This window comes from Aurantiacibacter sediminis, assembly GCF_016019885.1.
Lineage (GTDB): Bacteria > Pseudomonadota > Alphaproteobacteria > Sphingomonadales > Sphingomonadaceae > Alteraurantiacibacter > Alteraurantiacibacter sediminis.
This window is the reverse complement of record NZ_JAEANY010000001.1, coordinates 1-23614: the sequence shown is the minus strand read 5'-3', so window position 1 is coordinate 23614 and position 23614 is coordinate 1. Positions and strand designations below refer to the sequence as shown.

The 23614-nt window shown below is 59.7% G+C and carries 25 protein-coding genes and 1 tRNA gene; 13 read left to right on the top strand and 13 right to left on the bottom strand.

Annotated elements, in window-relative coordinates; genetic code table 11:
• Positions 1-83: 83 nt before the first annotated feature.
• Positions 84-980, bottom strand: a complete 897-nt coding sequence (locus tag I5L03_RS00130) for a prephenate dehydratase (RefSeq protein WP_197919634.1) — start codon at positions 978-980, stop codon at positions 84-86.
• A 128-nt stretch (positions 981-1108) separates the two neighbouring features.
• Here I5L03_RS00130 and I5L03_RS00125 point away from each other — a divergent pair, with 128 nt between their 5' ends.
• Positions 1109-1768, top strand: a complete 660-nt coding sequence (locus I5L03_RS00125) for a c-type cytochrome (RefSeq protein WP_197919633.1) — start codon at positions 1109-1111, stop codon at positions 1766-1768.
• A gap of 72 nt (positions 1769-1840) precedes the next feature.
• On the opposite strand, the gene I5L03_RS00120 is transcribed toward I5L03_RS00125, so the two are convergent.
• Together I5L03_RS00120 and I5L03_RS00115 are read right to left on the bottom strand one after the other, a co-directional pair.
• The gene (locus tag I5L03_RS00120; RefSeq protein ID WP_197919632.1) at positions 1841-2506 is read right to left on the bottom strand and encodes an RlmE family RNA methyltransferase; all 666 of its coding nucleotides are present in this window, start codon (positions 2504-2506) and stop codon (positions 1841-1843) included.
• Positions 2506-3699 carry a Ppx/GppA phosphatase family protein gene (locus I5L03_RS00115; protein ID WP_197919631.1) on the bottom strand — a complete coding sequence of 398 codons (1194 nt, stop codon included), beginning with the start codon at positions 3697-3699 and terminating at the stop codon, positions 2506-2508. Before I5L03_RS00115 ends, I5L03_RS00120 begins: the two co-directional genes overlap by 1 nt.
• 137 nt (positions 3700-3836) lie before the next feature.
• On the opposite strand from I5L03_RS00115, the gene I5L03_RS00110 reads away from it, so the two are divergent.
• Both I5L03_RS00110 and I5L03_RS00105 read left to right on the top strand, forming a co-directional pair.
• Positions 3837-4421 carry a TIGR04282 family arsenosugar biosynthesis glycosyltransferase gene (locus tag I5L03_RS00110; RefSeq protein ID WP_197919630.1) on the top strand — a complete coding sequence of 195 codons (585 nt, stop codon included), beginning with the start codon at positions 3837-3839 and terminating at the stop codon, positions 4419-4421.
• Positions 4418-5143, top strand: coding sequence for a glycosyltransferase (locus tag I5L03_RS00105; protein WP_325099991.1), 726 nt, complete (start codon positions 4418-4420; stop codon positions 5141-5143). The genes I5L03_RS00110 and I5L03_RS00105 overlap by 4 nt, the downstream gene beginning before the upstream one ends.
• On the opposite strand, the gene I5L03_RS00100 is transcribed toward I5L03_RS00105, so the two are convergent.
• Together I5L03_RS00100 and I5L03_RS00095 are read right to left on the bottom strand one after the other, a co-directional pair.
• A complete protein-coding gene (locus I5L03_RS00100; protein WP_197919628.1) occupies positions 5140-6138 on the bottom strand; it encodes an SDR family oxidoreductase in 999 nt (332 codons plus the stop codon). The two genes, I5L03_RS00105 and I5L03_RS00100, sit on opposite strands and share 4 nt — an antisense overlap.
• Positions 6132-7181 (bottom strand): methyltransferase domain-containing protein, encoded by a 1050-nt coding sequence (locus I5L03_RS00095; protein WP_197919627.1) that lies wholly within the window; start codon positions 7179-7181, stop codon positions 6132-6134. The genes I5L03_RS00100 and I5L03_RS00095 overlap by 7 nt, the downstream gene beginning before the upstream one ends.
• 87 nt (positions 7182-7268) lie before the next feature.
• Between I5L03_RS00095 and I5L03_RS00090 the strand changes: the two genes are divergently transcribed.
• The 5 genes from I5L03_RS00090 (at position 7269) to I5L03_RS00070 (ending at position 11298) form a co-directional block, all read left to right on the top strand.
• Complete coding sequence (locus I5L03_RS00090) at positions 7269-8684, top strand: dihydrolipoyl dehydrogenase family protein (protein WP_197919626.1); 1416 nt, start codon at positions 7269-7271, stop codon at positions 8682-8684.
• Positions 8684-9670 carry a radical SAM protein gene (locus I5L03_RS00085; RefSeq protein WP_197919625.1) on the top strand — a complete coding sequence of 329 codons (987 nt, stop codon included), beginning with the start codon at positions 8684-8686 and terminating at the stop codon, positions 9668-9670. The genes I5L03_RS00090 and I5L03_RS00085 overlap by 1 nt, the downstream gene beginning before the upstream one ends.
• Positions 9671-9703: 33 nt before the next feature.
• Entirely contained in the window at positions 9704-10132 is a 429-nt protein-coding gene (locus I5L03_RS00080) for a DUF2147 domain-containing protein (RefSeq protein ID WP_197919624.1), read from the top strand.
• Positions 10133-10187: 55 nt separating this feature from the next.
• Positions 10188-10261: transfer RNA gene (locus I5L03_RS00075), tRNA-Gln, on the top strand.
• 146 nt (positions 10262-10407) lie between these two features.
• A complete protein-coding gene (locus I5L03_RS00070) occupies positions 10408-11298 on the top strand; it encodes an LOG family protein (protein ID WP_197919623.1) in 891 nt (296 codons plus the stop codon).
• Positions 11299-11526: 228 nt separating this feature from the next.
• Here the strand turns inward: I5L03_RS00070 and I5L03_RS00065 are convergent, their stop codons facing one another.
• The 4 genes from I5L03_RS00065 to glmM are packed head-to-tail and all read right to left on the bottom strand — an operon-like array spanning position 11527 to position 15715.
• On the bottom strand, positions 11527-13422 hold the full coding sequence (locus I5L03_RS00065; RefSeq protein WP_234034965.1) for an asparagine synthetase B family protein: 1896 nt from the start codon (positions 13420-13422) through the stop codon (positions 11527-11529).
• Positions 13391-14143, bottom strand: coding sequence for a bifunctional hydroxymethylpyrimidine kinase/phosphomethylpyrimidine kinase (gene thiD / locus I5L03_RS00060; protein WP_197919621.1), 753 nt, complete (start codon positions 14141-14143; stop codon positions 13391-13393). The genes I5L03_RS00065 and thiD overlap by 32 nt, the downstream gene beginning before the upstream one ends.
• Positions 14144-14149: 6 nt before the next feature.
• Positions 14150-14374 (bottom strand): DUF1272 domain-containing protein, encoded by a 225-nt coding sequence (locus I5L03_RS00055; protein WP_197919620.1) that lies wholly within the window; start codon positions 14372-14374, stop codon positions 14150-14152.
• Between the two features lie 3 nt (positions 14375-14377).
• On the bottom strand, positions 14378-15715 hold the full coding sequence (gene glmM / locus I5L03_RS00050; protein ID WP_197919619.1) for a phosphoglucosamine mutase: 1338 nt from the start codon (positions 15713-15715) through the stop codon (positions 14378-14380).
• 185 nt (positions 15716-15900) lie between these two features.
• Between glmM and I5L03_RS00045 the strand changes: the two genes are divergently transcribed.
• Positions 15901-16515: a superoxide dismutase gene (locus tag I5L03_RS00045; protein ID WP_197919618.1), complete on the top strand. Its 615-nt coding sequence runs from the start codon at positions 15901-15903 to the stop codon at positions 16513-16515.
• A gap of 60 nt (positions 16516-16575) precedes the next feature.
• On the opposite strand, the gene I5L03_RS00040 is transcribed toward I5L03_RS00045, so the two are convergent.
• From I5L03_RS00040 to I5L03_RS00030, 3 genes are read right to left on the bottom strand one after another with little or no spacing between them, the layout of a single operon-like run.
• Positions 16576-17757, bottom strand: coding sequence for an AI-2E family transporter (locus I5L03_RS00040; protein ID WP_234034964.1), 1182 nt, complete (start codon positions 17755-17757; stop codon positions 16576-16578).
• A gap of 23 nt (positions 17758-17780) precedes the next feature.
• Positions 17781-18416, bottom strand: a complete 636-nt coding sequence (locus I5L03_RS00035) for a sigma-70 family RNA polymerase sigma factor (RefSeq protein ID WP_197919617.1) — start codon at positions 18414-18416, stop codon at positions 17781-17783.
• The gene (locus tag I5L03_RS00030) at positions 18413-18595 is read right to left on the bottom strand and encodes a NepR family anti-sigma factor (RefSeq protein ID WP_197919616.1); all 183 of its coding nucleotides are present in this window, start codon (positions 18593-18595) and stop codon (positions 18413-18415) included. Before I5L03_RS00030 ends, I5L03_RS00035 begins: the two co-directional genes overlap by 4 nt.
• Positions 18596-18891: 296 nt before the next feature.
• Here I5L03_RS00030 and I5L03_RS00025 point away from each other — a divergent pair, with 296 nt between their 5' ends.
• The 4 genes from I5L03_RS00025 to I5L03_RS00010 are packed head-to-tail and all read left to right on the top strand — an operon-like array spanning position 18892 to position 22583.
• On the top strand, positions 18892-20463 hold the full coding sequence (locus I5L03_RS00025; RefSeq protein WP_325099990.1) for a CHASE domain-containing protein: 1572 nt from the start codon (positions 18892-18894) through the stop codon (positions 20461-20463).
• 50 nt (positions 20464-20513) lie between these two features.
• The gene (gene modA / locus I5L03_RS00020; protein ID WP_197919614.1) at positions 20514-21284 is read left to right on the top strand and encodes a molybdate ABC transporter substrate-binding protein; all 771 of its coding nucleotides are present in this window, start codon (positions 20514-20516) and stop codon (positions 21282-21284) included.
• A gap of 23 nt (positions 21285-21307) precedes the next feature.
• Complete coding sequence (modB, locus tag I5L03_RS00015) at positions 21308-21970, top strand: molybdate ABC transporter permease subunit (protein ID WP_199803183.1); 663 nt, start codon at positions 21308-21310, stop codon at positions 21968-21970.
• The gene (locus I5L03_RS00010; protein WP_197919613.1) at positions 21960-22583 is read left to right on the top strand and encodes an ATP-binding cassette domain-containing protein; all 624 of its coding nucleotides are present in this window, start codon (positions 21960-21962) and stop codon (positions 22581-22583) included. Before modB ends, I5L03_RS00010 begins: the two co-directional genes overlap by 11 nt.
• 372 nt (positions 22584-22955) lie before the next feature.
• Here I5L03_RS00010 and I5L03_RS00005 read toward each other — a convergent pair whose 3' ends face one another.
• Positions 22956-23366, bottom strand: a complete 411-nt coding sequence (locus I5L03_RS00005) for a hypothetical protein (protein ID WP_197919612.1) — start codon at positions 23364-23366, stop codon at positions 22956-22958.
• Positions 23367-23614: the final 248 nt, after the last annotated feature.

Here is a 23614-nt window from a genome sequence, read left to right as displayed (position 1 = left end):
GGTGCGGCTTTTGGGCCAGAAAGTCTCGATTGAGTCAGACGGGTCTGCTCGGCAATAAAGGCAGGCACCACAATCCTCTGCGCTCAACCGCGTTCGCGCGCCATGGGATAGCTGCCGAGCAAGCGCAGTTCCTTGCAATGAAAAGCCAGCTCTTCCAAGGCCCGATCAACAGCTGGATCCCCCGGCGCACCGATGATGTCGGCATAGAACATGCTGGCGGCAAAGCTGGTGCCCTTTTGATAGCTCTCCAGCTTCGTCATATTCACACCATTGGTCGCAAAGCCGCCCATCGCTTTGTACAGCGCGGCGGGAATGTTCTTCACTTCGAAAATGAACGTCGTCATCGCTTCCTGCCCTTCGAGCACGGCGGGATCTAGCGCTTCGCGCGCGAGGACGACGAAGCGCGTGGTATTGTCGGCGCTATCCTCGACATTCTCCTCGACGATTTTCAGCCCATAAAGATCGGCGGCGAGCGCAGGCGCAATGGCTGCGACTTTGCGATCGCCCTTGTCCGCAATATAGGCTGCAGCGCCCGCCGTGTCCGCATGGCTGAGCGGCACGATGCCGCGTTCGCGCAGGTAATGACGGCTTTGGCTCAATGCGTGAGGGTGGCTGTAGGCGGCCTCGAACGGGCCTTCATCATCCAGCGCCATCAGCGCATGGTGGATCGCCATGAAATGCTCGCCTACGATGGAGAGACCGCTTTCGGGAAGCAGGAAATGTATATCGGCCACCCGGCCTGCTTGAGAATTGTCGATGGGGATCATTGCGCAGGATGCTTCGCCCCGTTTCACTGCATCAATCGCGGCGGCAAAGCTGAAGCAGGGCAGGGGCAGCGCAGCCGGGTCCCACTCGCTGACGGCACGATGCGAATTGGCTCCGGGCGAGCCCTGAAAGGCGATCGCCCGATCCGGTTCCGCAGTAGCGGCGGCGCGCATTTTTTCGACCATGGCGAGGGCTGGGGCGGGGAAACTCTGCATAGAACCCGAGCGACTAACCCGGCGACGCCTTAGCGACAAGCGATTAGACCTTCGTGCCCCCTTGCGCGCGCGCCCTCACCCCACTAAGTCGCCACCCATATCTCAACGCACGTTAGAAATGACTTGTCATGAATGATCGTATGAATACCGCTTTTGGCTGGATCCTGGGTGCTGGCATCGTCGCACTAGGCGGAGCCATTGTCTCCGACATGTATTTCCAGAGTGATTTGCCGGAAGAAGGCGAGGAATTCGCCTGGGGCTATTACATTGACGCACCGGAAGAAACCGCCGCTGGCGCGGTGACGGAAGCCTCGCTGGCCGAGCGTCTTTCGATTGGCTCTGCGGAATCTGGAGCTGCCGTTTACGCGAAGTGCTCTGCCTGTCACACGATCGAGCAGGGCGGCGCGACCGGCATCGGCCCGAACCTGTATGGCGTGATGGGCGCGACCATTGGCGAGCACGCACCGGGATTTGCCTATTCTGATGCCCTGCTCGGCGTTGGCGGCGCGTGGACTTACGAGCAGATGGACGCATGGCTTGCCAACCCGGCTGCTTTTGCCGCTGGCACCAAGATGACGTTCGCAGGCTTGAACGATGCGCAGGAACGCGCGGACGTGATTCTTTATCTGCGTGATAATGGCGGCGGCCCGGCTCTGCCCGAATTCGTGCCGGAAGAAGAGGCACCCGAGGGTGAAGAAGGCGCTGAGGGCGAAGAAGCACCGGCAGAAGACGGCGCTGAAGACGCTGCTGCTGGGGACGCGGCTCCTGAAGAGGCTGCAGCCGAGTAATTCTTTCACTTCCAGTGAAACGCAAAAGCCCCGGCCAAGCGCCGGGGCTTTTTGTTTGCGCCGCAGACGCGGTTACCCGGTCTTCTTGAAGCCCTGCGCCACCACATACCATTCGCTCGAACCCTTGCGGCTGGCAGGCGGCTTGGCATGTTTGACCGTCTTGAAATGCTTTTTCAGCAAGTCGAGCAATTCCTTGTCCGTTCCGCCGGCAAAGCCTTTGGCCACGAAAGCGCCACCTTCGACAAGGTTCTCGACCGCAAACCATGCGGCGGCTTCGACCAGCGCCATGGTGCGAAGGTGATCTGTCTGCTTGTGGCCGACGGTATTGGCTGCCATGTCTGACAGCACGAGGTCAGCCGGGCCGCCCAGCGCCTCTTCTAGCGCGGCGGGCGCTTTATCGTCCATAAAATCCATCTGCAGGATGGTCACACCGTCGATCGGCTCGGTCTCGAGATAGTCAATGCCAACCACCGCCGCTTTGGGCGCGCGCTTTCGCACGACCTGGCTCCAGCCGCCCGGTGCAATGCCGAGATCGATCACGCGGGTCGCGCCTTTGACAAGGCCAAAGCGGTCATCGAGCTCGATCAGCTTGAAAGCCGCGCGGCTGCGCCAGCCCTCGTCCTTGGCCTTTTTGACATAAGGGTCATTCAATTGCCGCTCGAGCCAGCGCTGGCTACTAGCCTTGCGCTTCTTTGCGGTTTTCAGCCGCCGCTGCGAATCCTGTCCTGCGCGCGCCATCAGCCGTTTGCTCCTGCAGATTTGTCGCGCCGCATGGCGGCTTGAGTCTGTTGCCCTTCCGCGTCCGCCGTCATCAAGCTGCGCAAGATGCCTTCGCGAATGCCGCGGTCTGCAACGCCAAGGCGCGGGGCTGGCCAAATGTCGAGAATTGCTTCGAGAATTGCGCATCCCGCCACCACGAGTTCCGCTCGCTCATGGCCGATGCAATCCAGTTCGGATCGCTCGCCGGGAGACATGGCAGCGAGATCCTGAGAGATATCGCGCATACTGTCGGTCGGCACGATCAGCCCGTCGACCTGGCTGCGGTCATAATGTGGCAGGCCCAGATGCACGCTCGCCAGCGTTGTCACCGTGCCGCTGGTTCCGAGCAGGCGCTGGTCCGGCGCGCTATGCTGCCTAATCCGCTCCGAGAACTCGGCAAAGCTATCGGTCACCAGCTGCTTCATCTTGGCATAGCGGGCCAGCCGATCTTCACGAGAACCGCTTTCATGGCCGACTGTTTCGGTGAGCGAGACAACGCCCCACGGCACGCTTTGCCAGTCCAGAATGCGGGGGACCGGCGCGCCCGGCTCGATCAGCACCAGCTCGGTCGATCCGCCGCCGATATCGAAAATGATCGCCGGCCCGACACCGTCTTCCAGCAGGATATGGCAGCCCAGCACCGCCAGCCGCGCTTCTTCCTGCGCGCTGATGATATCCAGCACGATGCCTGTCTCGCGCCGCACGCGCTCGATAAATGCTTCGCCATTGCTTGCCCGGCGGCAGGCTTCGGTAGCGACCGAGCGAGCGAGGTGGACATTGCGTTTGCGCAATTTGTCGGCGCAGATTTTCAGAGCACCCAATGCGCGGTCCATGGCGTGATCGGATAGCCGCCCGGTCTGCGCCAATCCCTCACCCAGCCGGACGACGCGGCTGAACGCGTCGATCACGACGAAATTTTCATCCGAAGGGCGCGCAATCAGCAGGCGACAATTGTTGGTGCCGAGGTCGATCGCGGCATAGGCCTGCTTGTAGGATTTGTGGGGAGGACGCCGCCATTGCGGTGACCCGTTGCCTGTGTTCGGCTGGCTCTTAGCTTTTTTATCGCCGGGAGCGCGCTGCGGGCCTTTTTGTGCTTTTGGGCGATAACCTTTTTGGTTTTTCGCCTCGTTCGGGGCCTTCTCGCGTCCATCCGGCGGAGTATAATCCGCCATGAGATACGTACTTTCCAAATTCCAATACCCGCCACATCTGAGCGGAACCTGATCACAGGCTAGACGAAGCGGGGCCTCTTGCCAAGTTGGGGCACAGGGCGGCTCGCCAGCGCAGTCGAGAGGCGGTAGGGGAGACTATGGCTGACGCGCTTCCTACCATCGCCCTGTTCGCGAAATACCCGCATGCGGGGAGGGCGAAGACGCGGCTGATCCCGGCTCTGGGAGAGGACGGCGCGGCGGCGCTTCATCGGCGGCTGGTCGAGCGGACGCTGGCTACGATCAGGGAAAGCGGCCTGCCGTTCGCCGTCTGGACCACCGGCGCAATGGGCCGCGATTTTGCGGATTGGCTGGGCGATGATGTGACGCTCGTCGAGCAGGGCGAGGGCGATCTGGGTGCTCGGCTCTCCCGTGTGCCCGCCCCTGCGATCCTGCTTGGCGCGGATATTCCGGGCCTCACCGCGCAGCATCTTTGCGATGCGGTGGCGGCTTTGGAAACCAATGACGCAGTGATCGGTCCGGCGAGCGATGGCGGTTATTATTTGCTCGGCTTTCAGCGGAAACTCCCATTCCTGTGGCAGGACATGGCGTGGGGGACTGACGCCGTGCTCGCAGAGACCGAGGCGCGATTGGTTGCTCATAACATCGCTTACGCGAAGCTTACCGAACTCGACGATTGTGATCGGCCCGAAGACCTTGCCGCATGGCCGGAATTGACTGCGTGAGCCGGACGACAATCGTCATCCCCATGCTCAATGAAGAGCGCGCCCTGCCACGGCTGGCAGAGCATCTGGCAAAACTCGATCCGCAACCGATGGAAGTGGTCGCGGTGGACGGTGGCAGCACGGATCGATCAGTCGAGCTGGCGCAGGCACAGGGCTGGCGGGTGATCGAAACGGAAGCAGGGCGGGGTCGACAGATCAATGCCGGCGTCGAGGCAGCGGCGGGCGAGTATGTCGTCGTGCTGCACGCCGATACCGTGCCCCCGATGCATTTCATCGCCGCAATTGAAGAGACCCTGGCAGATGAACGCATCAGCCTCGCGGGCTTCAGACCGATCCTGCGCGGGCCGGACAAGACCCGCTGGGGCACCACGCTGCACAATTGGGCGAAGACCTGGTACGCGCCGCTCCTGTTCCGCCCGCATCTTTTCGTGCGCGGATGCCGCCTGCTGTTCGGCGATCACGCCATGTTTTTCCGCCGCGCGCAATTTCTCGACTGCGGCGGCTGCGATCCGGAGGCGAAAGTGATGGAAGAGGCCGATTTGTGCATCCGCATGACGCGCTTTGGCCGGGTCAAAATGATTGCAGACCGCGTTGAAACGTCAGACCGCCGCATCGCCGAATGGGGCTCATTCAAAGCGAACTGGATTTACCTGAAAGTCGGCTTTTTATGGGGGCTCGGCGCGAAGAAGCGGCTGGAGCGGTATTATCCCGATGTCCGCTAAGCCGCTGGCAGGTAACCAGCCTCAATCCCGTAAGCGATAAGCCGGTCCAGCCACGCAGCATCCGTCACTCCGCACTCCAGCCCGGTCAGCGCGCGAAATTCTGTGTCGTCAAATTGCGGATCGCGGGTGAAATAGGGGCCGAAGGTGCCGATCATCCGGCCCGCAAGCATCTGCTCGGCAGGGCGCAATTGCGTGGGGTCGTAATCTTCGGGCGCGACGACTTCAGGATCCGGGAAATGGTCCACCCGCGCAACACCATGCGCCAATTCTGCCGCCAGAAGAGGGCTCTCGGCTACGAGGTGAAAATAGCCACCGTCGGCCTGCTCCATCCGCTCGGCAATACGCGCAATACCTTCGGCCACATGGTCGATCGGGACGAGGTCCAACGTGGATCCCTGCACACAGGGAAACTGCGTGACCTTGCCGCGCGCCATCAGGCGGAAGACATTGCAGAGTGACGGGAAGTCGCGGATTATGCCTGTCTCGCTATGGCCCAGCACGATGGAGGGGCGCGCCACCGCGAAGGGCAGGCTGCTCTCCGCGACGACCGCTTCTGCTGCCGCTTTGCTCGCTTCGTAGCGATTGGTGAATGTGCGGCCCTCGGGCACCCGGCCTTCCGTGATCACACCGCCCTGCTGCCCGCAGACATAGGCGGTGCTGACATGCAGGAAAGCCGCGCCTGCCGCCTTCGCATAGGCGAGCGCGTTCTTCGTACCCTCGATATTGATCGCGCGAAGTTCCTCCTCCGGCGCATCGAATTCGAGGCTGGCAGCGCAGTGTATGACGACATCATGGCGAGCGGGATCGAGACCCATCATTGGTAAGGTCACATCGCCGCTGACGGTTTCGATCCCTTCCACCAGCGCGCCATCATTGCCGCGAATTTCGGGATTGCGGCGCACCATGCCGGTGACTGCGTGGCCCTTCTCGACAAGACGCGCGCAGACTTCACCACCGATCAGGCCGGCGGCACCAGTGACGAGAATTTTCAGCAACAGGCAGCGCCAGCAGCGGCAGCGTCAGATGAGGTTTGGCCAAACGGCGCATCGGTGCCGCAGCCGGGGAAGACGCCATAATGCCGAGAGAAGTCGCCGATGAATTCGAAATGCTCGGCAAAACGCGTGTCGGCCAGCATCAGCCAGCTATTCCCGCAGATCGGAAAAGTCCGGCCCGCTTCGATGGCATGGTGTGCATCCAGTTCGAAGACGCGCGGATGGCCTTCGAGCGAGCCCTTGTAGCGTACGGCCTGTCCGTAATCCTCGCATTGCGGCTCCAGCCCATCGAGCTTGAACAGGCGATAGGTGGCGGAAACGAAATTGATCCCGTCGAGCTTGGCTTTCACTTCGCGGTCATTGATGCCGAGCGGGCGATCAGTGACGAGGCGCGGATCGGCGAAACCGGCTGCTTTGGCGAGCCTGTCAAAATCACCCCAATACAGCGCGCCGGACAGGCACTCGCCATGTAACACGGGGTCGCTGAGCAGGTGCTGGGGTACGCGGCGGTCTGCGTAAACGTCGGAAAAATACAACTCACCGCCCGGCTTCAGCAGGCGATGCGCGGCGAGGAATACCGCTTCCTTGTCGGCAACGAGGTTGATCACGCAATTGGACACGATGACATCGAAGCTACCTTCTTCGAGGCCCAGCTCGCCCAGCTTCTCGATATCGCCTTCGATGAAGTCGACATTGTCATAACCGAATTCGAGTGCGTGCCAATTCTGGTATTCGCGCGCGACGGCAAGCTGTTCAGGTGTCGCATCGACACCTGTCACGTGGCCATTCTCGCCCACCAATTGCGCGAGCAGATAAGCGTCCTGTCCGCTGCCCGATCCCAGGTCCAGAACGCGGCAACCATCCAGCGCTTGCGGGACGACGAGGCCGCAGCCGTAATAGCGCGCCTTCACCTCTTCATGCACATTTTTGAGCGCACGCTGCACTGCGTCTGACGGCATTTCGAAAGTGCAGCATGCATCGGTGCGCAGATCGGATGATCCGCCCAGAACCTTGCCGTAATAATCCTGCGAATTTTCCAGATTCATGAAACTCTTTGCCTCGTGTCAGCGAATGAAGGGCCATAGCAGGAAGCGTTTCGTTTCCCAGCCTGTTTGCGTTACCCAAGGGGGCATATGAATTACACACATGATGTTATCGTGATCGGCGGCGGTGCTGCGGGGCTTACCGCAGCAGGCGGCTGCGCGCTATTCGGCCTAAAGGCCGCGCTGATAGAAGGCCACAAGATGGGCGGCGAATGCCTGAACAATGGCTGTGTGCCATCAAAGGCACTGATCGCCTCGGCCCGCCGCGCTGCCGAGGCGCGAGAGGAAAAGCGCGCCGGCGTGCAACTCGCTGCGCCGGTGGTCGATTGGTCCGGCGTCCACAAGCACGTCCACGATGCCATCGCCCATATCGAGCCGCATGACAGCGTAGAACGGTTCGAGGAAATGGGCTGCGAAGTCATTCAGGATTGGGCCAAGATCACCGGCCCGAAAGAGGTCACTGTCGGCGGGCGCAAGCTTACCGCGCCGCGCATCGTTATCGCCACGGGCAGCGGGCCGCTGGTTCCGCCGATTCCGGGGCTGGATGGCGTGCCCTATCTCACCAATGAAAATCTGTTCGATCTGACCGCGCAGCCGGACCATCTCGTCATTATCGGCGGAGGGGTGATCGGCATGGAAATGGCGCAAAGTTTCCGCCGTCTGGGCAGCGAGGTTACCGTGATCGAGCCAGGCAATGTGCTCGGACGCGATGATCGCGACAGCGCGGCCATCGTCAAATCGGTGATGGAGGACGAAGGCGTCCGTTTCGTGCAAGGGAAGGCGGCGAAGGTCACGAGCGGCGAGGGCGCCATCACTGTCACCACCGATGGCGGCGAGGACGTGAGCGGCAGCCATTTGCTGATCGCGGTGGGACGCAAGGCGCGCACTGAAGGCTACGGGCTGGAAGAGCTGGGCATCGCACTCGGCAAGAACGGCATCAAGGTGGACCAGCGTCGTCGGACAAACCTCAAGCATATCTATGCCATCGGCGATTGCCGCGAGGGGCCACGGCTAACGCATGTGTCGGGCTACGAAGGTTCCAACGTCGTGCTCGAAATCGCGCTTGGCCTGCCCGCCAAAGCCGATTTCAAAGCGCTGCCCTGGTGCACCTATACCGAGCCCGAAGTCGCGCAGATCGGCATGACCGAACAGGAGGCACGTGAGAAGCTGGGAGACAAGCTGACAGTCGTCACCGAAGGCTTCGACCACAATGAGCGCGCGATTGCCGAGGGCCTGACCAAAGGGCATCTCAAAGTCATGCTGAAAGGCAAGAAAGTCGTCGGCGCGAGCATTTGCGGCGTGAACGCAGGCGAGCTGCTGCTTCCCTTCACTCAGATGATCACCGGCAAATCCGGCACATTCGATATGGGCGGGGCGATCATTTCCTACCCCACACGGTCCGAAATCACGAAAGCCGCCACCTTTGCCGCTTGGGAGCCGACGGTATTCGGCGCATGGCCCAAACGCTGGGTTGCTTTCCTCGCCAAAATCCGCCGGATGTTCTGATGGCAAGTCGCGCAAAAACCCGCAGCGTCCCAGCTGGCGCATCGCCCTTCGCCGTCCGCGCGGAGGCAATTTCGCGCGAGAAATTCAGTGATCCGCATTGGACTGCAAAAGGTGAGGCGCGCGCTTCTGTAAGGCTCAACCAGCTCGATACGCTTTGGTTTGCCACAGGCACGCTGTGCAATCTCGCCTGCGCCAATTGCTACATCGAAAGCAGCCCGACCAATGATGCGTTGGTCTATCTCACCGCTGAGGAAGTTGCGCGATTCCTTGATGAAATCGCGCCGCGCGGCGTCCGCGAAATCGGCTTTACGGGCGGCGAGCCGTTCATGAATCCTGAAATCATCGCCATGGCGGAGGATGCGCTCAGCCGTGGGCATGACGTGCTGGTCCTCTCCAATGCGATGAAGCCGATGCGTCGGCATGAGGCCGAACTGCTGCGCCTGCGCGAGGCCTATGGCGACAAAATGACCATTCGCGTTTCGATCGATCATCATACGCAAAAGGTGCATGAGGCGGAGCGTGGCCCCCGCAGCTGGCAGCCGATGATCGACGGGCTCAAATGGCTCTCTGGCAACTGCTTTTCCGTCGCGGCTGCCGGGCGCAGTCTGGCGGGTGAAACGCAGGAACAGGCGCGCAATGCCTATCGCCTGCTGTTCGAGCGTGAAGGGATCACCGTGAACACCGCCGATCCGGCGCGGCTGGTCCTGTTTCCGGAAATGGATGCCAGTGCCGACGTGCCGGAGATTACCACCGATTGCTGGAGCATCTTGGGCAAGAGCCCGGACGATATAATGTGCGCCAGCCAGCGCATGGTCGTCCACCGCAAGGGTGAGCCGGAAGCGCGCGTCGTCGCCTGCACGCTGTTGCCATATGATAGCGAATTTGATCTTGGCACTACCGTGGAAGAAGCCCACCGCGATGTCCCGCTCAATCACCCGCACTGCGCACGCTTTTGCGTGCTCGGCGGGGCAAGCTGTTCATCCTAGGGCACTTTCGCAGTCGCTAAGCGTAGTCCTACCATGATCAAATCAGCCATCGCCACTGCCATCTCTGCCGCCGCCGCTATCGCGGTCATGCCGAGCACCGCTTCTGCTCAGCGCAGTATTGACGGCGTGTATCTCGACCAGGGCGGCTATGTCCAAATCACAGTCGGCCCGTGCGGCAACGCGCGCTGCGGGGAAATCACCCGGATAGTGCGCCGCAAGCCGGGTGAGCCCAATCGCGATGTGCATAATGACAATCCAGCCCTGCGCGATCGCCCCATCCTTGGCATCGAAGTGCTGCAGAATTTGCGCTGGGATGACGGTGCGTGGCGCGGGCAGGTCTACAACCCGGAAGACGGCGGCACGTACCGTGCGGTCGTCCGTCCAGGCAGCAATGGCACACTGCGTGTCGAAGGTTGCGTGACGCTGTTCTGCCGTGAAGTCACTTGGACGCCTGCGGGTTAATCGCCGAGGCTTGACCGAATCCGGCGCGCGTTCTAGAGGCCCGCGCTCTAAGCGTTGCCCCGTCCTCTAACGGTAAGAGAGCGGACTCTGACTCCGTCAATCAAGGTTCGAATCCTTGCGGGGCATCCAGCTTCCTGACAATTCTGGCAATCAGGCCTTATCGGAGAAACGTCCTTTGCTAGGGCCAATGCTTCGCTGCGGATCTTCCCATCTCGAGACTTTCCAACTCGGATAGCCGTCACTAGGGCAGAGCTCTGTCCGAAAAGGAGTATTGCGTGAGCAAGGATGACGAAAAGAAGTCGCGCGACTTGAAAGATCACAAATTTTACCACGCGGATAGTGAAGCCGGATTTGCCGACTCTATCCCGCAATCGACGCCGCAAACGCGGCATCCGGCTTACAAACTTGCTTTCCGCGATACGGATTTCCTGCTGCGCGAAGAGCTACGTCCGGTGCGCTTCCAGCTGGAATTGCTGAAACCCGAAATGCTGCTTGAAGAGGCAGGCGTAGGCTCCACGCTGGTCATGTACGGCTCGGCGCGCATTCCATCGCCTGAAGAGGCGGAGGCCAAGATCGAGGCGGCGAAGGATAGCAGCGAATTTGAACAAACCGTCGCGCAACGGCTAGCGGAGAAAGCGAAATATTATCAGGTCGCCCATGATCTTGCGAAGATATCGGGCGAGAAAGCGATCATCGAGGACGGCAAGCGCCAATTCGTTGTGTGCTCCGGCGGCGGCCCGTCAATTATGGAAGCGGCCAATCGCGGTGCGAGCGAGGCGGGGGCGGAAAGCATCGGCCTCAATATCATCCTGCCGCACGAACAAGCGCCCAACACCTATGTGACGCCCTATCTTTCGCTCAATTTCCACTACTTCGCGCTGCGCAAAATGCATTTTTTGATGCGCGCGCGGGCGGTGGCCGTGTTCCCCGGCGGCTTTGGCACATTCGATGAATTCTTCGAGCTGCTGACGCTGGTGCAAACCGGGAAGATGAAGCCGATCCCGATCTTGCTGTTCGGCAAGGACTTCTGGACCCGCGTCGTCAATTTTGAAGCGATCGCCGAAGAGGGCACGATCTCGAAGAAAGATCTCGACCTCATCACCTGGTGCGAAACCGCAGACGAAGGCTGGGACGCGATCGCGTCGTTTTACGATTTGGAGCGATGAACCGCGCCTATCAGGGCGTCAGGATGACCTAGTATAGTAAATCCCGATCTCTTGCGTGAAAGAAACTGGGCCGGTTTCGATCTTTGCGTTGTCCAGATCTTTGATTGAAGGCGTTACGTACGTCTTTTTCACACCCGCGACTGTGTTGTTATTCTTGTTCTTCACTGTCGGATCCTTGTCTTTTTTGGGTTTCTCGCCCCGGCTGGAAACATACTGCGAAGGCTCGTCTTAATTCTGATTGAAGTCAAGCCAGTGTGAGAGCTGTGCGACGCGATTGAGGGTGTCGATGTAAAAGCGCGTAAACCTTCTTTCCTGATTTTGCGGAGCCGAGGAGCGCGCTCTTTCCAGATTGACCAGCCGGGTTCGATCGACATGGTCGAAGGTCGCAGGGTTTAGTTTTTCCATGAATGCACCAAGGGAGCGCCCATAGCTTGGAATGGCTTGCAAGGGCACAGATCCCATCGACTTGCTGCGTTGCTGGTTGATCGAATCCGGAACTAGTCCCTTTGTCGCTCTGCGATGCAGCCAGCGTCCGGTGAGGCCAGTGCTTTTTTCGATCGATGGTGTGTCGAGGTAAGTCTGCACCAGTTGCTGATCCAGGAGCGGCCACCGATACTCGACGCCAAATGCCTGAGCGATAAGACTGCACCCTTCCAGGCGGCTTTGAACATAGGGCCTCATTCCATAATTGAGGATTTGGCCATTCACCGTATCGCTCACATCCGAATGTGCTCTGCTTTCATTCAACTCCCTGAGCGCAGCATCCTCTCGCCAGTGTCTGGCGAGGACCGAATGACTCCACCGCCATTCAAACAGTCGTTGTAGTTGCGGCGCGATCGGCTCCGACCCTCGCAGCCATCTCGTCAGTTCGCGAAGCTGAGGGAGGATATCAGCTCGCGGCGAGCTGATGTTGCGAAGGAGCGGGATAAATGCGCGTTTCGACCATAATTCACGGTTTAATCGGAATGCTTGTGAAGTGACAATCTCATCGCCACCAAACCCGGAGAGAAGCGTGCGTATCTCCCGCCGTTCGCATTCTCGATAAAAGTCCCAATGCATCTGAGCATTGGCATGCTCCGATGGGTAGCCAAGGCACTCGATTGTCAGTCTAGACAGTTCATCGGTATGATCCGCCATGGCATCGTAGACGATGCTGTGTTGCAGACCGCAATGCCGTGTATTTTCGTCGATCAATCGCTTTTCATGCTCCGCGATTGCAAAGCCAAATCCACACACTTCGCGCTCGCTTTTGCTCAGCGCGGATATTGCGCTGGCAGTGATCGTTGATGAATCGAGACCCCCTGAATTTTCAGAGCCAATGTCATACGCGCTACGACATCGCATCGCGACGGCATTTGTAAATTCTGCGCGGTAACGATCAACCGCCTCTTTACTTGGTCGTTTTGAGAACGGTGCGTTGTCTTCAAATCTTTGAGACCGCGTCTCTCGAATTTCCCCGTCCCCATTGAGGCTGAGCATATGCCCGGGCGCGAGCCTGTGAACATTGGTAAAGGCGCTCCTGCGAACATCCGCCTGATAGCCGATCAAAAACTCGCCGATCCATCGGTCGTCCGGACCCACGTTGTTAAGATCGAGCGAGGGAAAGATCGCTGCAGTGCTCGATACGACAACGCGGTTCTGGTCAGCATACCAATAGAATGGCCGCACGCCAAATGGGTCGCGCGCGCACAACGCCATCCTCGTCTCCGGATCGTAAATGAGGAATGCGAAATCGCCGCGCAAAAAAGCGCATGCGCGATCGCCCCATTCACCGAAGGCCATCAAGACAATTTCCGCGTCTGGGAGATCTTCGCGGCAATTCAGACGCGTCCGCAGTTCACATCCATTATCCAGTCGAATCCAACCGATAATAACTCTGCCACTATCGGGGCATTTGAAAGGTCGATTGCCTTTTGGATCATTAGGCAGATTGCGGTGCAGTGCCTGGACCAGCAAGGCGCCTTGATTGCGCCAGGTCCAGCTTAAATCAGCCGGTCGGCGGGGCTGGAGTCTGGCGAGTAAAGTCTGCTCCAAGGCTTTTTGCGCAGGCACCGGTGCACCTCCACGGCCAATTATTCCAGCAAACATAAGTCTACCGAACCGCCTGATGTCCCAGCGGGCCATTCCCCTGGCCGAAACCCGGCGCATTCATCAGAGCCTCGCGCACGAAGCGGCGGCTTTGCGCGACTGCTTCCTCTAGCGGCAGGCCTTTGGCGAGATTGGTCGCAATTGCGCTCGAAAGAGTGCAACCAGTGCCGTGGGTGTGCTTGGTAACGATGCGCGCCTCGCTCCACACCACATCGTCCGTGTCGGGCCGCACGAGACGGTCTTCGACCATCGGTCCATCGGCATCGCCACCCGTGGCGAGATAGGTGACACCGCGTTTCGCCATGCCCGCCGCGCCGCCGAGCGCTTCGAGTTCGGGCACGTTGGGCGTGGTCAGTGTCGCCAGATCCATCAGCCATTCGAAGACTTCCACCGTCGCCTCGTCAGCCAGCACGCTGCCGCTGGTGGCGACCATCACCGGATCGAAGACAATCGGGCAGGGCAGGTCCTCCAGCCGGTCTGCCACAACCTCCGCAATATCCGCACTGCCGAGCATGCCGATCTTCACCGCATCGACGCCGATATCCTCCATACACGCATCCATCTGCGCGGCGACGAAATCGGGATCGCAAGACTCCACCGCCCGCACCCCGCGACTGTTCTGAGCAGTCAGTGCAGTGATCGCGGTCATTGCATAACCGCCGAGCATAGTGATGGTTTTGATGTCCGCCTGAATTCCCGCGCCGCCCGAACTGTCCGATCCGGCAATGGCGAGAATGCGGGGAGGGCGAGTGGCCATGTCAGGTTAGCCTTTGAACCTGCGCTCGGTGCTCGCCGGATGTTTCGCCAGCGCTTCCCCATGGCGGGTCGGGCGGTCCGTCAACTCGCCACCGCAATTTGGGCAGGCATCGTCGAGCGCATCGGCGCAATCTGCACAAAAGGTGCATTCAAAGCTGCAGATGAAGGCACCGGGCAAATCGGCGGGTGTATCAGTGCCGCAGCGTTCGCAGTCAGGGCGCATCTCTGGCATGGACTAGACGGCCTTTTTCACCGCATCGCAAATGCTGCCGACCACGCGGTGCACCTGCTCTTCGTCATCGCCTTCGGCCATGACGCGGATCAGCGGCTCGGTGCCCGATGCGCGAATGACTACCCGGCCGCTTTCGCCAAGGTCGGCCTCGCCATCGGCAATCGCCTGTTTGACGCTGGCATCATCCAGCGGGTTGTCGTTCTCATATTCCACATTGGTCAGCAGTTGCGGAACGGGATCGAACTGGTGCAACAACTCGCTTGCAGGCTTGCCGGTGCGGATCATCGCCGCGAGCACCTGCATTGCAGCAATCGTGCCATCGCCGGTGGTCGCATGGTCGAGCAGGATCATATGCCCTGATTGCTCACCGCCGACGTTGAAGCCGCGCTTCTTCATCTCTTCGAGCACGTAGCGATCGCCAACCTTGGCACGCACAAGCTCCAACCCCTGGCTATTGAGAAAACGCTCAAGGCCGAGATTCGACATGACGGTGGCGACGATCCCATCTCCTTTAAGTAAGCCTTTCAGCTTCCAGCGACTGCCGATCAGGCCCATGATCTGGTCGCCGTCGACCTTCTCACCCTTCTCGTCGATCACGATCAGCCGGTCCGCATCGCCATCGAGAGCAATCCCGATATCCGCGCCTTCCTCAACGACTTTCGCTTTGATAGCATCGAGATGAGTGGAGCCCACGCCATCATTTATGTTGGTGCCATTGGGGGTGACGCCCATGGCAATGACTTCTGCGCCGAGTTCCCAGATAGCCGTCGGCGCGACATTGTACGCCGCACCATGCGCGCAATCGACCACGATCTTGAGCCCGTCCAGTCGCAGGTCAGCAGGCAGGGCGCGCTTCACCGCGTGGATGTAGCGACCGCGCGCGTCCTCGATCCGCCTTGCGCGGCCGATCGCATCGCCTTCTGCCAGCACCGGCTCAGCCGACATCGCCGCTTCGATCGCTTCCTCATCATCGTCCGAAAGCTTGAAGCCATCGGGGCCGAACAGTTTGATGCCGTTGTCGGGATAAGCGTTGTGGCTGGCGCTGATCATCACACCCAGATCGGCGCGCATTTCGCGGGTCAGCATGGCGACCGCCGGGGTCGGCAAGGGCCCGGTCATGATCACATCCATGCCGACGCTGGTGAAGCCTGCGACCAGCGCGTTTTCCATCATATAGCCGGAAAGGCGCGTATCCTTCCCGATCACCACCCTGTGCTTGTGATCGCCCCGCTGGAAGTGGCGACCTGCGGCTTGCCCGACTTTCATCGCGATGCTGGCATTCAGTTTTTTGCCATTGGCGCGGCCGCGGATGCCGTCGGTGCCGAAAAAAGTGCGTCCCATGCGTAACCCTTGAATTGCCTTGTCTTTGCTTGCGAAGAGCAATGCCGATTTGCTCATGGAATGTCACGCGCGAAGCGGCGCATTGGCGGCGGTTCGAGAATTCTCGGCCTTTATGCAACTCGCAAGGCTTTCATGCGTTGCAAAGGCAACCGACAATTCCACGAAACCAAGAAGGATCGACCAATATGGCTTTCACCCTCATGCCGCTTCCCTATGACAGCGAAGCAATTTCGCCTGCGATCTCTGCTGAAACCTTCAGCTACCACCATGGCAAGCACCACAACGCCTATGTGAGCAAGACCAACGATGCGATCGAAGGCACGGCCCACGCCGACAAGTCGCTGGCGGAAATCATTTCCACCTCGCGCAATTCCGATCAGGGACTCTTCAACAATTCAGCGCAGGTCTGGAACCACGGCTTCTACTGGCACTCGCTGACGCCGAGTACGTCCGGACCGTCCGGAGATCTTGCCGACAAGATCGATGAAAGCTTCGGCTCGCTCAATGATCTGAAGGACAAGCTGAAAAGCAAGGGCGCCGGCCACTTTGCCAGCGGCTGGGCATGGCTCGCAGAAAAGGACGGCAAGCTCGAAGTCGTAGATACGCATGATGCCGATACGCTGGTCGACAGCGACTATAATCCGCTGCTTGTGATCGATTTGTGGGAGCACGCCTACTACCTCGATCACCAGAACGCGCGTCCAAGCTATCTCGATGCGGTGGTGGACAATCACCTGAATTGGGATTTTGCAGCCGAAAACCTCGCTCGCGGATCCACATGGTCTTATCCTGAATCCTAATCAGGCGCAGTAAGACAAAGAATTGATGAGGCGCGTTCCGGCTGGAGCGCGCCTTTTTCGTTAATCGTCCGGCTGCATGTCGAGGACATTAGTGGCGAACAATGGTTCGCCGAAAATGAAGCCGATAAAATTGGGCCTGCCCAAATGATCCACTAGCGCCGTCAAAGTCAGCAGGATGGGCACTGAAAGCAGCGCACCGGCAACGCCCCAGATCCAGCCGAAATAGGAAAGCGCCAGAAGGATTGCGACCGGATTGATCGTAAAGCGTGCGCCCAGAACGCTTGGGGTAACGATATTGGCCTCGATGGTATTGACCGCGAGATAGGCGGCGGCCGGGATCATGCCCACCCACAGCGATTCAGCCGAACCGATGCCGAACAGGCTCAGCAAGACGACCATGATCAGCGGACCGATATAAGGAACGAAATTGAGGAGCGCGGCAAGCCCGCCCCACATGATCGGCGCTTCCAATCCGATAGCCCATGCGCCCAGCGCGACGATCACGCCGAGGCCGAAATTGATAAGGCCGACCGTCAGGATATAGGCCGCAACCCTGTCTTGCACTTCGCGCATGGCCCGTGCTGCTTTGAGGCTCGCGCCCACATGCTGGCGCTCCAGCAAAAGGCGGCGACGCATGCGGACGCGCGCTTCAATCATGAAAAAAGCGAGAAGGAAAGTCAGCAGCGTTTCGAGGAGGACCGTAGGTGTAGCCAGCGCCGCCTGTTCGAGCATGGTGGGGCTGGCTAGGACGACTTGGGAGCCCTCTTCGCCTGTCAGCGCAGCGAGTTCATCATTCAATTGCCCGATCCAGGCAAAGGTGATCCGCAACTGGCTGAAATGCTCCTCAACCTGATCGAACATGGCCGGCACTTGATCGTATAAAGAAATGGCAGGCGTGAAGACGGCGCTGAGTGCCAGCGCAAGAATGGCGAAGAATGCAAGCAACGCCAGCAGCGAAGACAACACATTGGGAATGCCCCAGCTCGCCAGCTTGTCCGCAAGGGGAGAGAGGATGATTGTGAGGATGAGAGCCGCTACCAGCGGCAGGAAGACCACCGAACCAATCGACAAAACGAAGGGCAGGGCGCAAAACAGGCCAATGGCTAGAAGGACGACAAGCGCGGAAATCAGGCGCAGTTCCTGCGCTGCAAAGGCCAGCGTGCGCCGCCGTGCCGCGCCTATGTCCGCCGTGTCGTTGCTATCCCCCTCGGCATCCATCGGTTTCTTCGATATCCCTTGCATACGCAGCGGTTTGGCTGTGCGACCTATTTTGTAATGGCAGCCGTTTCCCCGCGACCGGCAGCAACTTCGTCCAATTCTTCCAGAATGGCGCGATGCGCGCCTGGATCATCGAGCGAACGATCGGGGATGTCGCCATCCTGGATCATGCTCGACAGTGCAGCACGTGCGCGGCCAACCCGGCTCTTGATCGTGCCGACAGCGCAGCCGCAGATATTGGCCGCTTCCTCGTAAGAAAATCCGCCAGCACCAACCAGCAGCAGAGCCTCGCGCCGCTCGGGCGGCAGGGTAAGCAAGGCGCGGTGGAGATCGGACAAATGGATCGGCTCTTCCTGGCCGGCAGGCGCAGTCAGGATTCGCTCGGCCACCCCTTCATCATATTCGCCGCGGAAACGATTGCGGCGCATGTCGGTCAGATAGGCATTGCGAAGGATGACGAATGTCCATGCGCGCATGGATGTGCCGGGCTCGAAACGCTCTTGCGCAGCCCAAGCCTTGAGCAGGGCTTCCTGAACGAGATCGTCGGCCATATCCGCACGGCCGCACAGGCCGCGCGCAAAGGCACGCAGGTGCGGGACCACTTCGGTCAGCTCGCGTTTGAACGCGCGTTTATCGTCCGCGCTGCGTTTCGGCAGCTCGCGCTTTTTTTTCTTATCGCTCATCCGTTGTCATTCTCATCCAGCTTGGAGAGAAGATCATTGAAGCTATCCGGCAGCGGTTCATCGAGAACGCTGTCATAAAAGCGTTTGAGCCCGGACGTCCATTCCGGATCCATTTGCTTGGAAGCATCATCTTTTTCGGACGACGAAGCAAGCTTCTTTTCGTCTTTGGGTGGTGCCATGAGGTTTGCGTTACTTCCCGTAGTGTGACGCTTGATTTTCAACCTGGCAGAACTGCCAATGTCCGTGTGACCCCGCATCAAGCGATATTGCGTGCAAATGGAACGGAATGCCCCGCCTCTGGTTCCCCGGTCAGGACGTTTCTTCTCGGCCCGGTCAGAACGGGGCGACCACCTGAGGGATATTTGTGCAGCAAACGGTTGAAAAGCGGAGCAGAACGAAGCGGTGGCTTTTAAGCTATCCGCGCGCGCTCCCGCTCGCCATTTTCGGCCTGATCGCTGCAATTACGGTTCTTAGCGTGTTCGCAATCGAAAGAGGTGAGGCCGAGGGCGCCGCTGCGCAGCTCAATGCACGCGCAACGGCCATCTCCTCTGCATTGGAACGCCGCTCCAATGCCAGCAGTGCATATCTGCGCGCGGGCGCCGCTTTGCTTTCGACCATGGATGAGGTCCCGGCCGATGAATTCAGCCGTTTCGTTTCGGAATTGCGCCTGGATTCAGGCTATCGCGGGGCTGAAGGAATCGGTTGGGCGCAGGCAGTCAGACCCGACGAAGTCGAAGCTTTCAACGCTCTTTTGGCAGGACAGGGACTTGGCGCGACGCAGCTTTATCCCGTCTTTGACGGCGCACAATCGATTGCTGTCCCGGTGACGTTTCTGCAGCCCGATACCGAGCGAAATCGCCGCGCGCTGGGCTTCGACATGTATTCAGAGCCGAACCGCCGCGCCGCCATGCAAGAGGCCGAAGCAAGTGCGCGGCCGGTGGCGACCGAAAAAGTCGTGTTGCGACAGGAGGGCAATGGAGAGGCGCCCGGATTTCTCATTTACATGCCAGTGTTCGAGGCAGGTCCATCCGGCCGCCGGCTGAAAGGGTTTATCTACAGCCCGTTCAGCGCGCAGGATTTCCTGCAAAGCGCGCTCGAGCTGGAGGATGCAGGCGTATACGGAGTCCAGCTTTACTCGGACGATCCCGATGCCCATTCAGGCTCTCTTATGGCGAGCACTTTCGAAGGCGAAATGCCGCGTGCGCGAACCGTGCAACAGGATGTTTCGATAGCCGAAAACTCCTTCGCACTTGTCGTCAGCGAGAGGCAGCGCCCGGTGCTGTCAGGGCTTTCCATGGCAACAATGATTTTTGGGCTGCTTGTCGGTGGATTACTCTTGCTGGTGATGCGGATCTTGACGCAGCAGGCGCAAGAGGATGAGGCTTCGCTGCGCTGGTTTGAAGAACAAGCGAGTATTCGCAATTCCTTGACGCGTGAGCTCAATCATCGGGTTAAGAACACGCTCGCCAATGTTCTTTCCATCATCACCCTGACGCGTCGCCGCGCGGATAATGTCGAGGATTTTGCCGATGCGCTCGACGGGCGGATTAGGGCGCTTTCAGCGACGCACGATTTGCTCACCCAATCCGATTGGGGCGCAACGCCAGTGCGCGCCGTAATCGATGCCGAATTGTTGCCTTACGCGCATAGCGCAGATCACCAAGTCGATCTGCAGGGGCCGGATGTGGAGCTTGCTCCCAATGATGCGTTGTCTCTCGGTTTGGCCGTTCATGAGCTTGCAACCAATGCCGCAAAATATGGCGCGCTGAGCCAGCCGGGCGGCAATGTTTCGGTCCACTGGGAGCGTGTGTCGGAAGAGCGGCTTGAGATCGAATGGCTCGAGCGCGGCGGACCGCCGGTAAAGATGAAGCGCAAGCGCGGCTTCGGCACCGATCTGATCGAGCGGATCGTCGCGCATGAGCTGCGCCATCCCGTGCAACTCGATTTCGAAGAGGCAGGTGTGCGCTGCTTGCTGACCATTCCGATCCGCACGCGAAGCGAATTCCAGATGCGTGCCCAGCGCGAGGCAGCGACGAAACTCACCTGAAGTCTTGCGGCAGCTAGACGCTTTATCAGCCTCCTCTTACAGCAGGGTTGATGACGCGTTCACCCATCATCGCTGCTATGGCGCTGTGCTGCCTGTTGGCGCTGCTGTCTGCCTGCGGGCCCTCTAAAGCGACGGGCCCGGTCGTGTTTGCACCGGCCAGCATGCAGGACGCGATGACAGCCATTGTGGTTCGCTGGGAAGCACAGGGTAATTCTCGCCCCGTGCTGAACATCGCAGGCACTCCCGCGCTCGCGCGCCAACTGGTAGAAGGCGCTCCGGCTGACATCGTGATTACCGCCGATGCGCAATGGATGGACTGGCTTGAACAACGCGATGTGCTGCAAGCGCAGACGCGCGCCGATCTGGTGTCGAATAGTCTGGTCCTTGTCGCATCGACACGCGAGGCACAGCAGCTCACGCTGGACGATCCGGATGCGCGTATCGCGCTGGGCGATCCCGAAAGCGTGCCTGCCGGTCGCTATGCGCGCACCGTGCTGGTCCGGTCCGGCGAATGGGCCGAGATCGCGCCGCGCATCGTGCCGACAGAGAATGTGCGCGCGGCGCTCGCATTGGTGGAGCGCGGCGAAGTCGAATTCGCTTTCGTCTATGGCAGCGATTTGCGCGAGGGGAAGACCGATGCCGTAATCATTTCGACTTGGCCGGCATCGCCGGATTTGCCGATCACCTATCCTATCGCGCGGACCGCGATCTCGAGCCATCCGGACGCAAAGCGATTTTCTGACTTCCTGCGATCGCCTGAGGCAGCTGCGATTCTCGTGGCTTATGGGTTTAGCGATCCCGTGAACGGGCCATCATCGTGACGAGCGCGGAATGGGCCATCGTGATGCTGTCCTTGCGGGTGAGCTTTGTGGCCGTTCTGGTGAGCCTGCCGATTGCATATGCGCTCGCATGGCTGCTCGCGCGGCGCCGCTTCCCCGGCATGATCGTTCTCGATGCGCTCGTCCATCTGCCGCTTGTACTGCCCCCGGTCGTAACAGGTTGGCTCCTGCTCATCGCGTTCGGCCGCGGCGGAGAGATTGGCGCGTGGCTATATGAGAACTTTGGCATTACCTTGGTATTCAATTGGACCGGCGCAGCATTGGCGGCAGCTGTCATGGCGCTGCCATTGATGGTGAGAGCGATGCGGCTTTCGATCGAGGCGGTGGACAGGCGGCTCGTTGGCGCTGCCCGCACGCTCGGCGCTTCGTCGTGGAAAGCATTTCTGACAGTTACCTTGCCGCTCTCGATCCCTGGGATCGCCGCTGGCGCAATGCTTGGCTTCGCGCGCTCGCTGGGAGAATTCGGGGCGACGATTACTTTTGCGGCCAATATCGCTGGTGAGACGCGCACCCTCCCGCTCGCCATCTATACAGGCCTGCAAACACCGGGTGGGGAGGACGCCGTCACCCGGCTCGCGATCATTTCGATCATCCTCTCGCTCGGCGCGCTGGTGCTATCGGAATGGCTGGTCAGGCGTGCACAGGGAGGGCGCGCGCATGTCCTTTGAGGTCGAGATCACCGTGCAGCCGGGTGAGCGCGAGATCAGCGGTAGGATCAGCTCGGACGCGAGACTGACTGCTCTCGTGGGCGCCTCGGGCATCGGCAAAACTAGTGTGCTCAACGCCATCGCCGGCCTGCTAAGACCGATATCCGGGAGTATTTCCGTTGCAGGACGCGTCTTGTTCGATGCGGAGCGCGGTATCGATATCCCGCCGGAAAAGCGGCACGCGGGATATGCCTTTCAGGATGCCCGGCTGTTTCCGCATCGCCGGGTCGCCGCCAATCTCGACTATGCGGAGAAATTGGCAAAAGGCCGAAAGCCGATCATTGCGCGGGCCGAAGTGGTCCGTTTGCTCGATATCGACGGCCTTCTGGTTCGCTGGCCCGATACGCTTTCAGGCGGCGAAGTCCGGCGCGTCGCCATCGCCCGCGCCCTGCTGAGCGCGCCCGACTTTCTCTTGCTTGACGAGCCTTTAGCCGCGCTGGATCCAGAGCGCGCTGAACGGCTCTCAACCCTTATTGAGCGGCTTAGGGACAGGCTGGAGATACCCATGATGCTTGTCAGCCATTCCGAACGCGATGTCGCAAGGCTTGCGAGCAAAACGGTGCGGATGGGGTGAAGGCGAACCAGCTGTGCAAAAAAGCAGTGGTGCCGCTTACATAGCTAGAACATGTGACCGCATCGCTACGAGATCCTACCACGGGAGGGGCGAGACAGAAGCATGTCCCAGAAATTCGTGCGCTCCTGCGAACGTAGAAATGGCACAACCCAAACAAAATCCAGATTTCGACTTTCCTTAGGCTCGAATTTTGATCGAGCCAAAGTGCCTTAAATCGGTCGCTTTCGGAAATTGCGCCAGCGTTTCCAACCGGGTCCTTCTGTTACCAACTTTGTAGCGTGATCGCTGAGGCGGAAGCGCTCGGCATCGCCCTGGGCACAAAGTCCCACGACGGCGCATGCATTGGTCGGGAGAATTTGCACGCCTCCCGACTTATAAACGGGAAGCCGACGTGTCGCTCAGAGCCCAGCTGCTTACCCTCAAGCCGTCATGCAGCGAGTAAATTTGCACAATGTCACCTGGATCGCTGAAAAGCTGCGGGCTGCAGGGAAAGAATTGGGGAGTCCACGCGCCTTTTCCCTTATTCTCCTCCAGCACGTCGTAAGTTGAGTCCCCGTCGAGTGAAATACGCATCCACTGAAGGACGCCATTTATCGGGCCGCCTTTGGAAGTTACCTCGAATTGCACCTTGCGGGGAGGCACTCCATCGGAACGGTCGAAGTCGAAATCGAGGGTCTCGATTGCCTCGCTAGTCATTTCGAGCGGCTCGTTCGTGCGGATAGCGATCGGCGCACTTACCAGATGATTGAACGCGGATAGATCGAAGCCACTGGTCGAATCCATCAGCCGAGTTGAAAGACCGGGCCAGTGAACGGGCGCTGCGAGAACCTTGGCCGACCGGTGTGTCCCCCGTCAGCACCTATGGCACAGATTTGAGGTTGTGATTTAAGGAGGATTTGGGCTTCGTCGTAGTGACGAAGAAACGAAGATGAGGCCCAAATCCTCAAGCTCCAAAAAGCCTGCCGAGCAGGTGGTAAAGGACATCCGCCGCAAGACCCGCCGGCACTTCTTTGCTGAAGACAAGATCCGCA

Excerpts from the sequence above, each read along its gene's own strand:
- I5L03_RS00130 (WP_197919634.1), bottom strand. The coding sequence starts at position 980 with ATGCAGAGTTTCCCCGCCCCAGCCCTCGCCATGGTCGAAAAAATGCGC.
- I5L03_RS00125 (WP_197919633.1), top strand. The coding sequence starts at position 1,109 with ATGAATGATCGTATGAATACCGCTTTTGGCTGGATCCTGGGTGCTGGC.
- I5L03_RS00120 (WP_197919632.1), bottom strand. The coding sequence starts at position 2,506 with ATGGCGCGCGCAGGACAGGATTCGCAGCGGCGGCTGAAAACCGCAAAG.
- I5L03_RS00115 (WP_197919631.1), bottom strand. The coding sequence starts at position 3,699 with ATGGCGGATTATACTCCGCCGGATGGACGCGAGAAGGCCCCGAACGAG.
- I5L03_RS00110 (WP_197919630.1), top strand. The coding sequence starts at position 3,837 with ATGGCTGACGCGCTTCCTACCATCGCCCTGTTCGCGAAATACCCGCAT.
- I5L03_RS00095 (WP_197919627.1), bottom strand. The coding sequence starts at position 7,181 with ATGAATCTGGAAAATTCGCAGGATTATTACGGCAAGGTTCTGGGCGGA.
- I5L03_RS00090 (WP_197919626.1), top strand. The coding sequence starts at position 7,269 with ATGAATTACACACATGATGTTATCGTGATCGGCGGCGGTGCTGCGGGG.
- I5L03_RS00085 (WP_197919625.1), top strand. The coding sequence starts at position 8,684 with ATGGCAAGTCGCGCAAAAACCCGCAGCGTCCCAGCTGGCGCATCGCCC.
- I5L03_RS00080 (WP_197919624.1), top strand. The coding sequence starts at position 9,704 with ATGATCAAATCAGCCATCGCCACTGCCATCTCTGCCGCCGCCGCTATC.
- I5L03_RS00065 (WP_234034965.1), bottom strand. The coding sequence starts at position 13,422 with ATGGCCCGCTGGGACATCAGGCGGTTCGGTAGACTTATGTTTGCTGGA.
- thiD (WP_197919621.1), bottom strand. The coding sequence starts at position 14,143 with ATGGCCACTCGCCCTCCCCGCATTCTCGCCATTGCCGGATCGGACAGT.
- I5L03_RS00055 (WP_197919620.1), bottom strand. The coding sequence starts at position 14,374 with ATGCCAGAGATGCGCCCTGACTGCGAACGCTGCGGCACTGATACACCC.
- glmM (WP_197919619.1), bottom strand. The coding sequence starts at position 15,715 with ATGGGACGCACTTTTTTCGGCACCGACGGCATCCGCGGCCGCGCCAAT.
- I5L03_RS00045 (WP_197919618.1), top strand. The coding sequence starts at position 15,901 with ATGGCTTTCACCCTCATGCCGCTTCCCTATGACAGCGAAGCAATTTCG.
- I5L03_RS00040 (WP_234034964.1), bottom strand. The coding sequence starts at position 17,757 with ATGCAAGGGATATCGAAGAAACCGATGGATGCCGAGGGGGATAGCAAC.
- I5L03_RS00035 (WP_197919617.1), bottom strand. The coding sequence starts at position 18,416 with ATGAGCGATAAGAAAAAAAAGCGCGAGCTGCCGAAACGCAGCGCGGAC.
- I5L03_RS00030 (WP_197919616.1), bottom strand. The coding sequence starts at position 18,595 with ATGGCACCACCCAAAGACGAAAAGAAGCTTGCTTCGTCGTCCGAAAAA.
- modA (WP_197919614.1), top strand. The coding sequence starts at position 20,514 with ATGACGCGTTCACCCATCATCGCTGCTATGGCGCTGTGCTGCCTGTTG.
- modB (WP_199803183.1), top strand. The coding sequence starts at position 21,308 with ATGCTGTCCTTGCGGGTGAGCTTTGTGGCCGTTCTGGTGAGCCTGCCG.
- I5L03_RS00010 (WP_197919613.1), top strand. The coding sequence starts at position 21,960 with ATGTCCTTTGAGGTCGAGATCACCGTGCAGCCGGGTGAGCGCGAGATC.
- I5L03_RS00005 (WP_197919612.1), bottom strand. The coding sequence starts at position 23,366 with ATGGATTCGACCAGTGGCTTCGATCTATCCGCGTTCAATCATCTGGTA.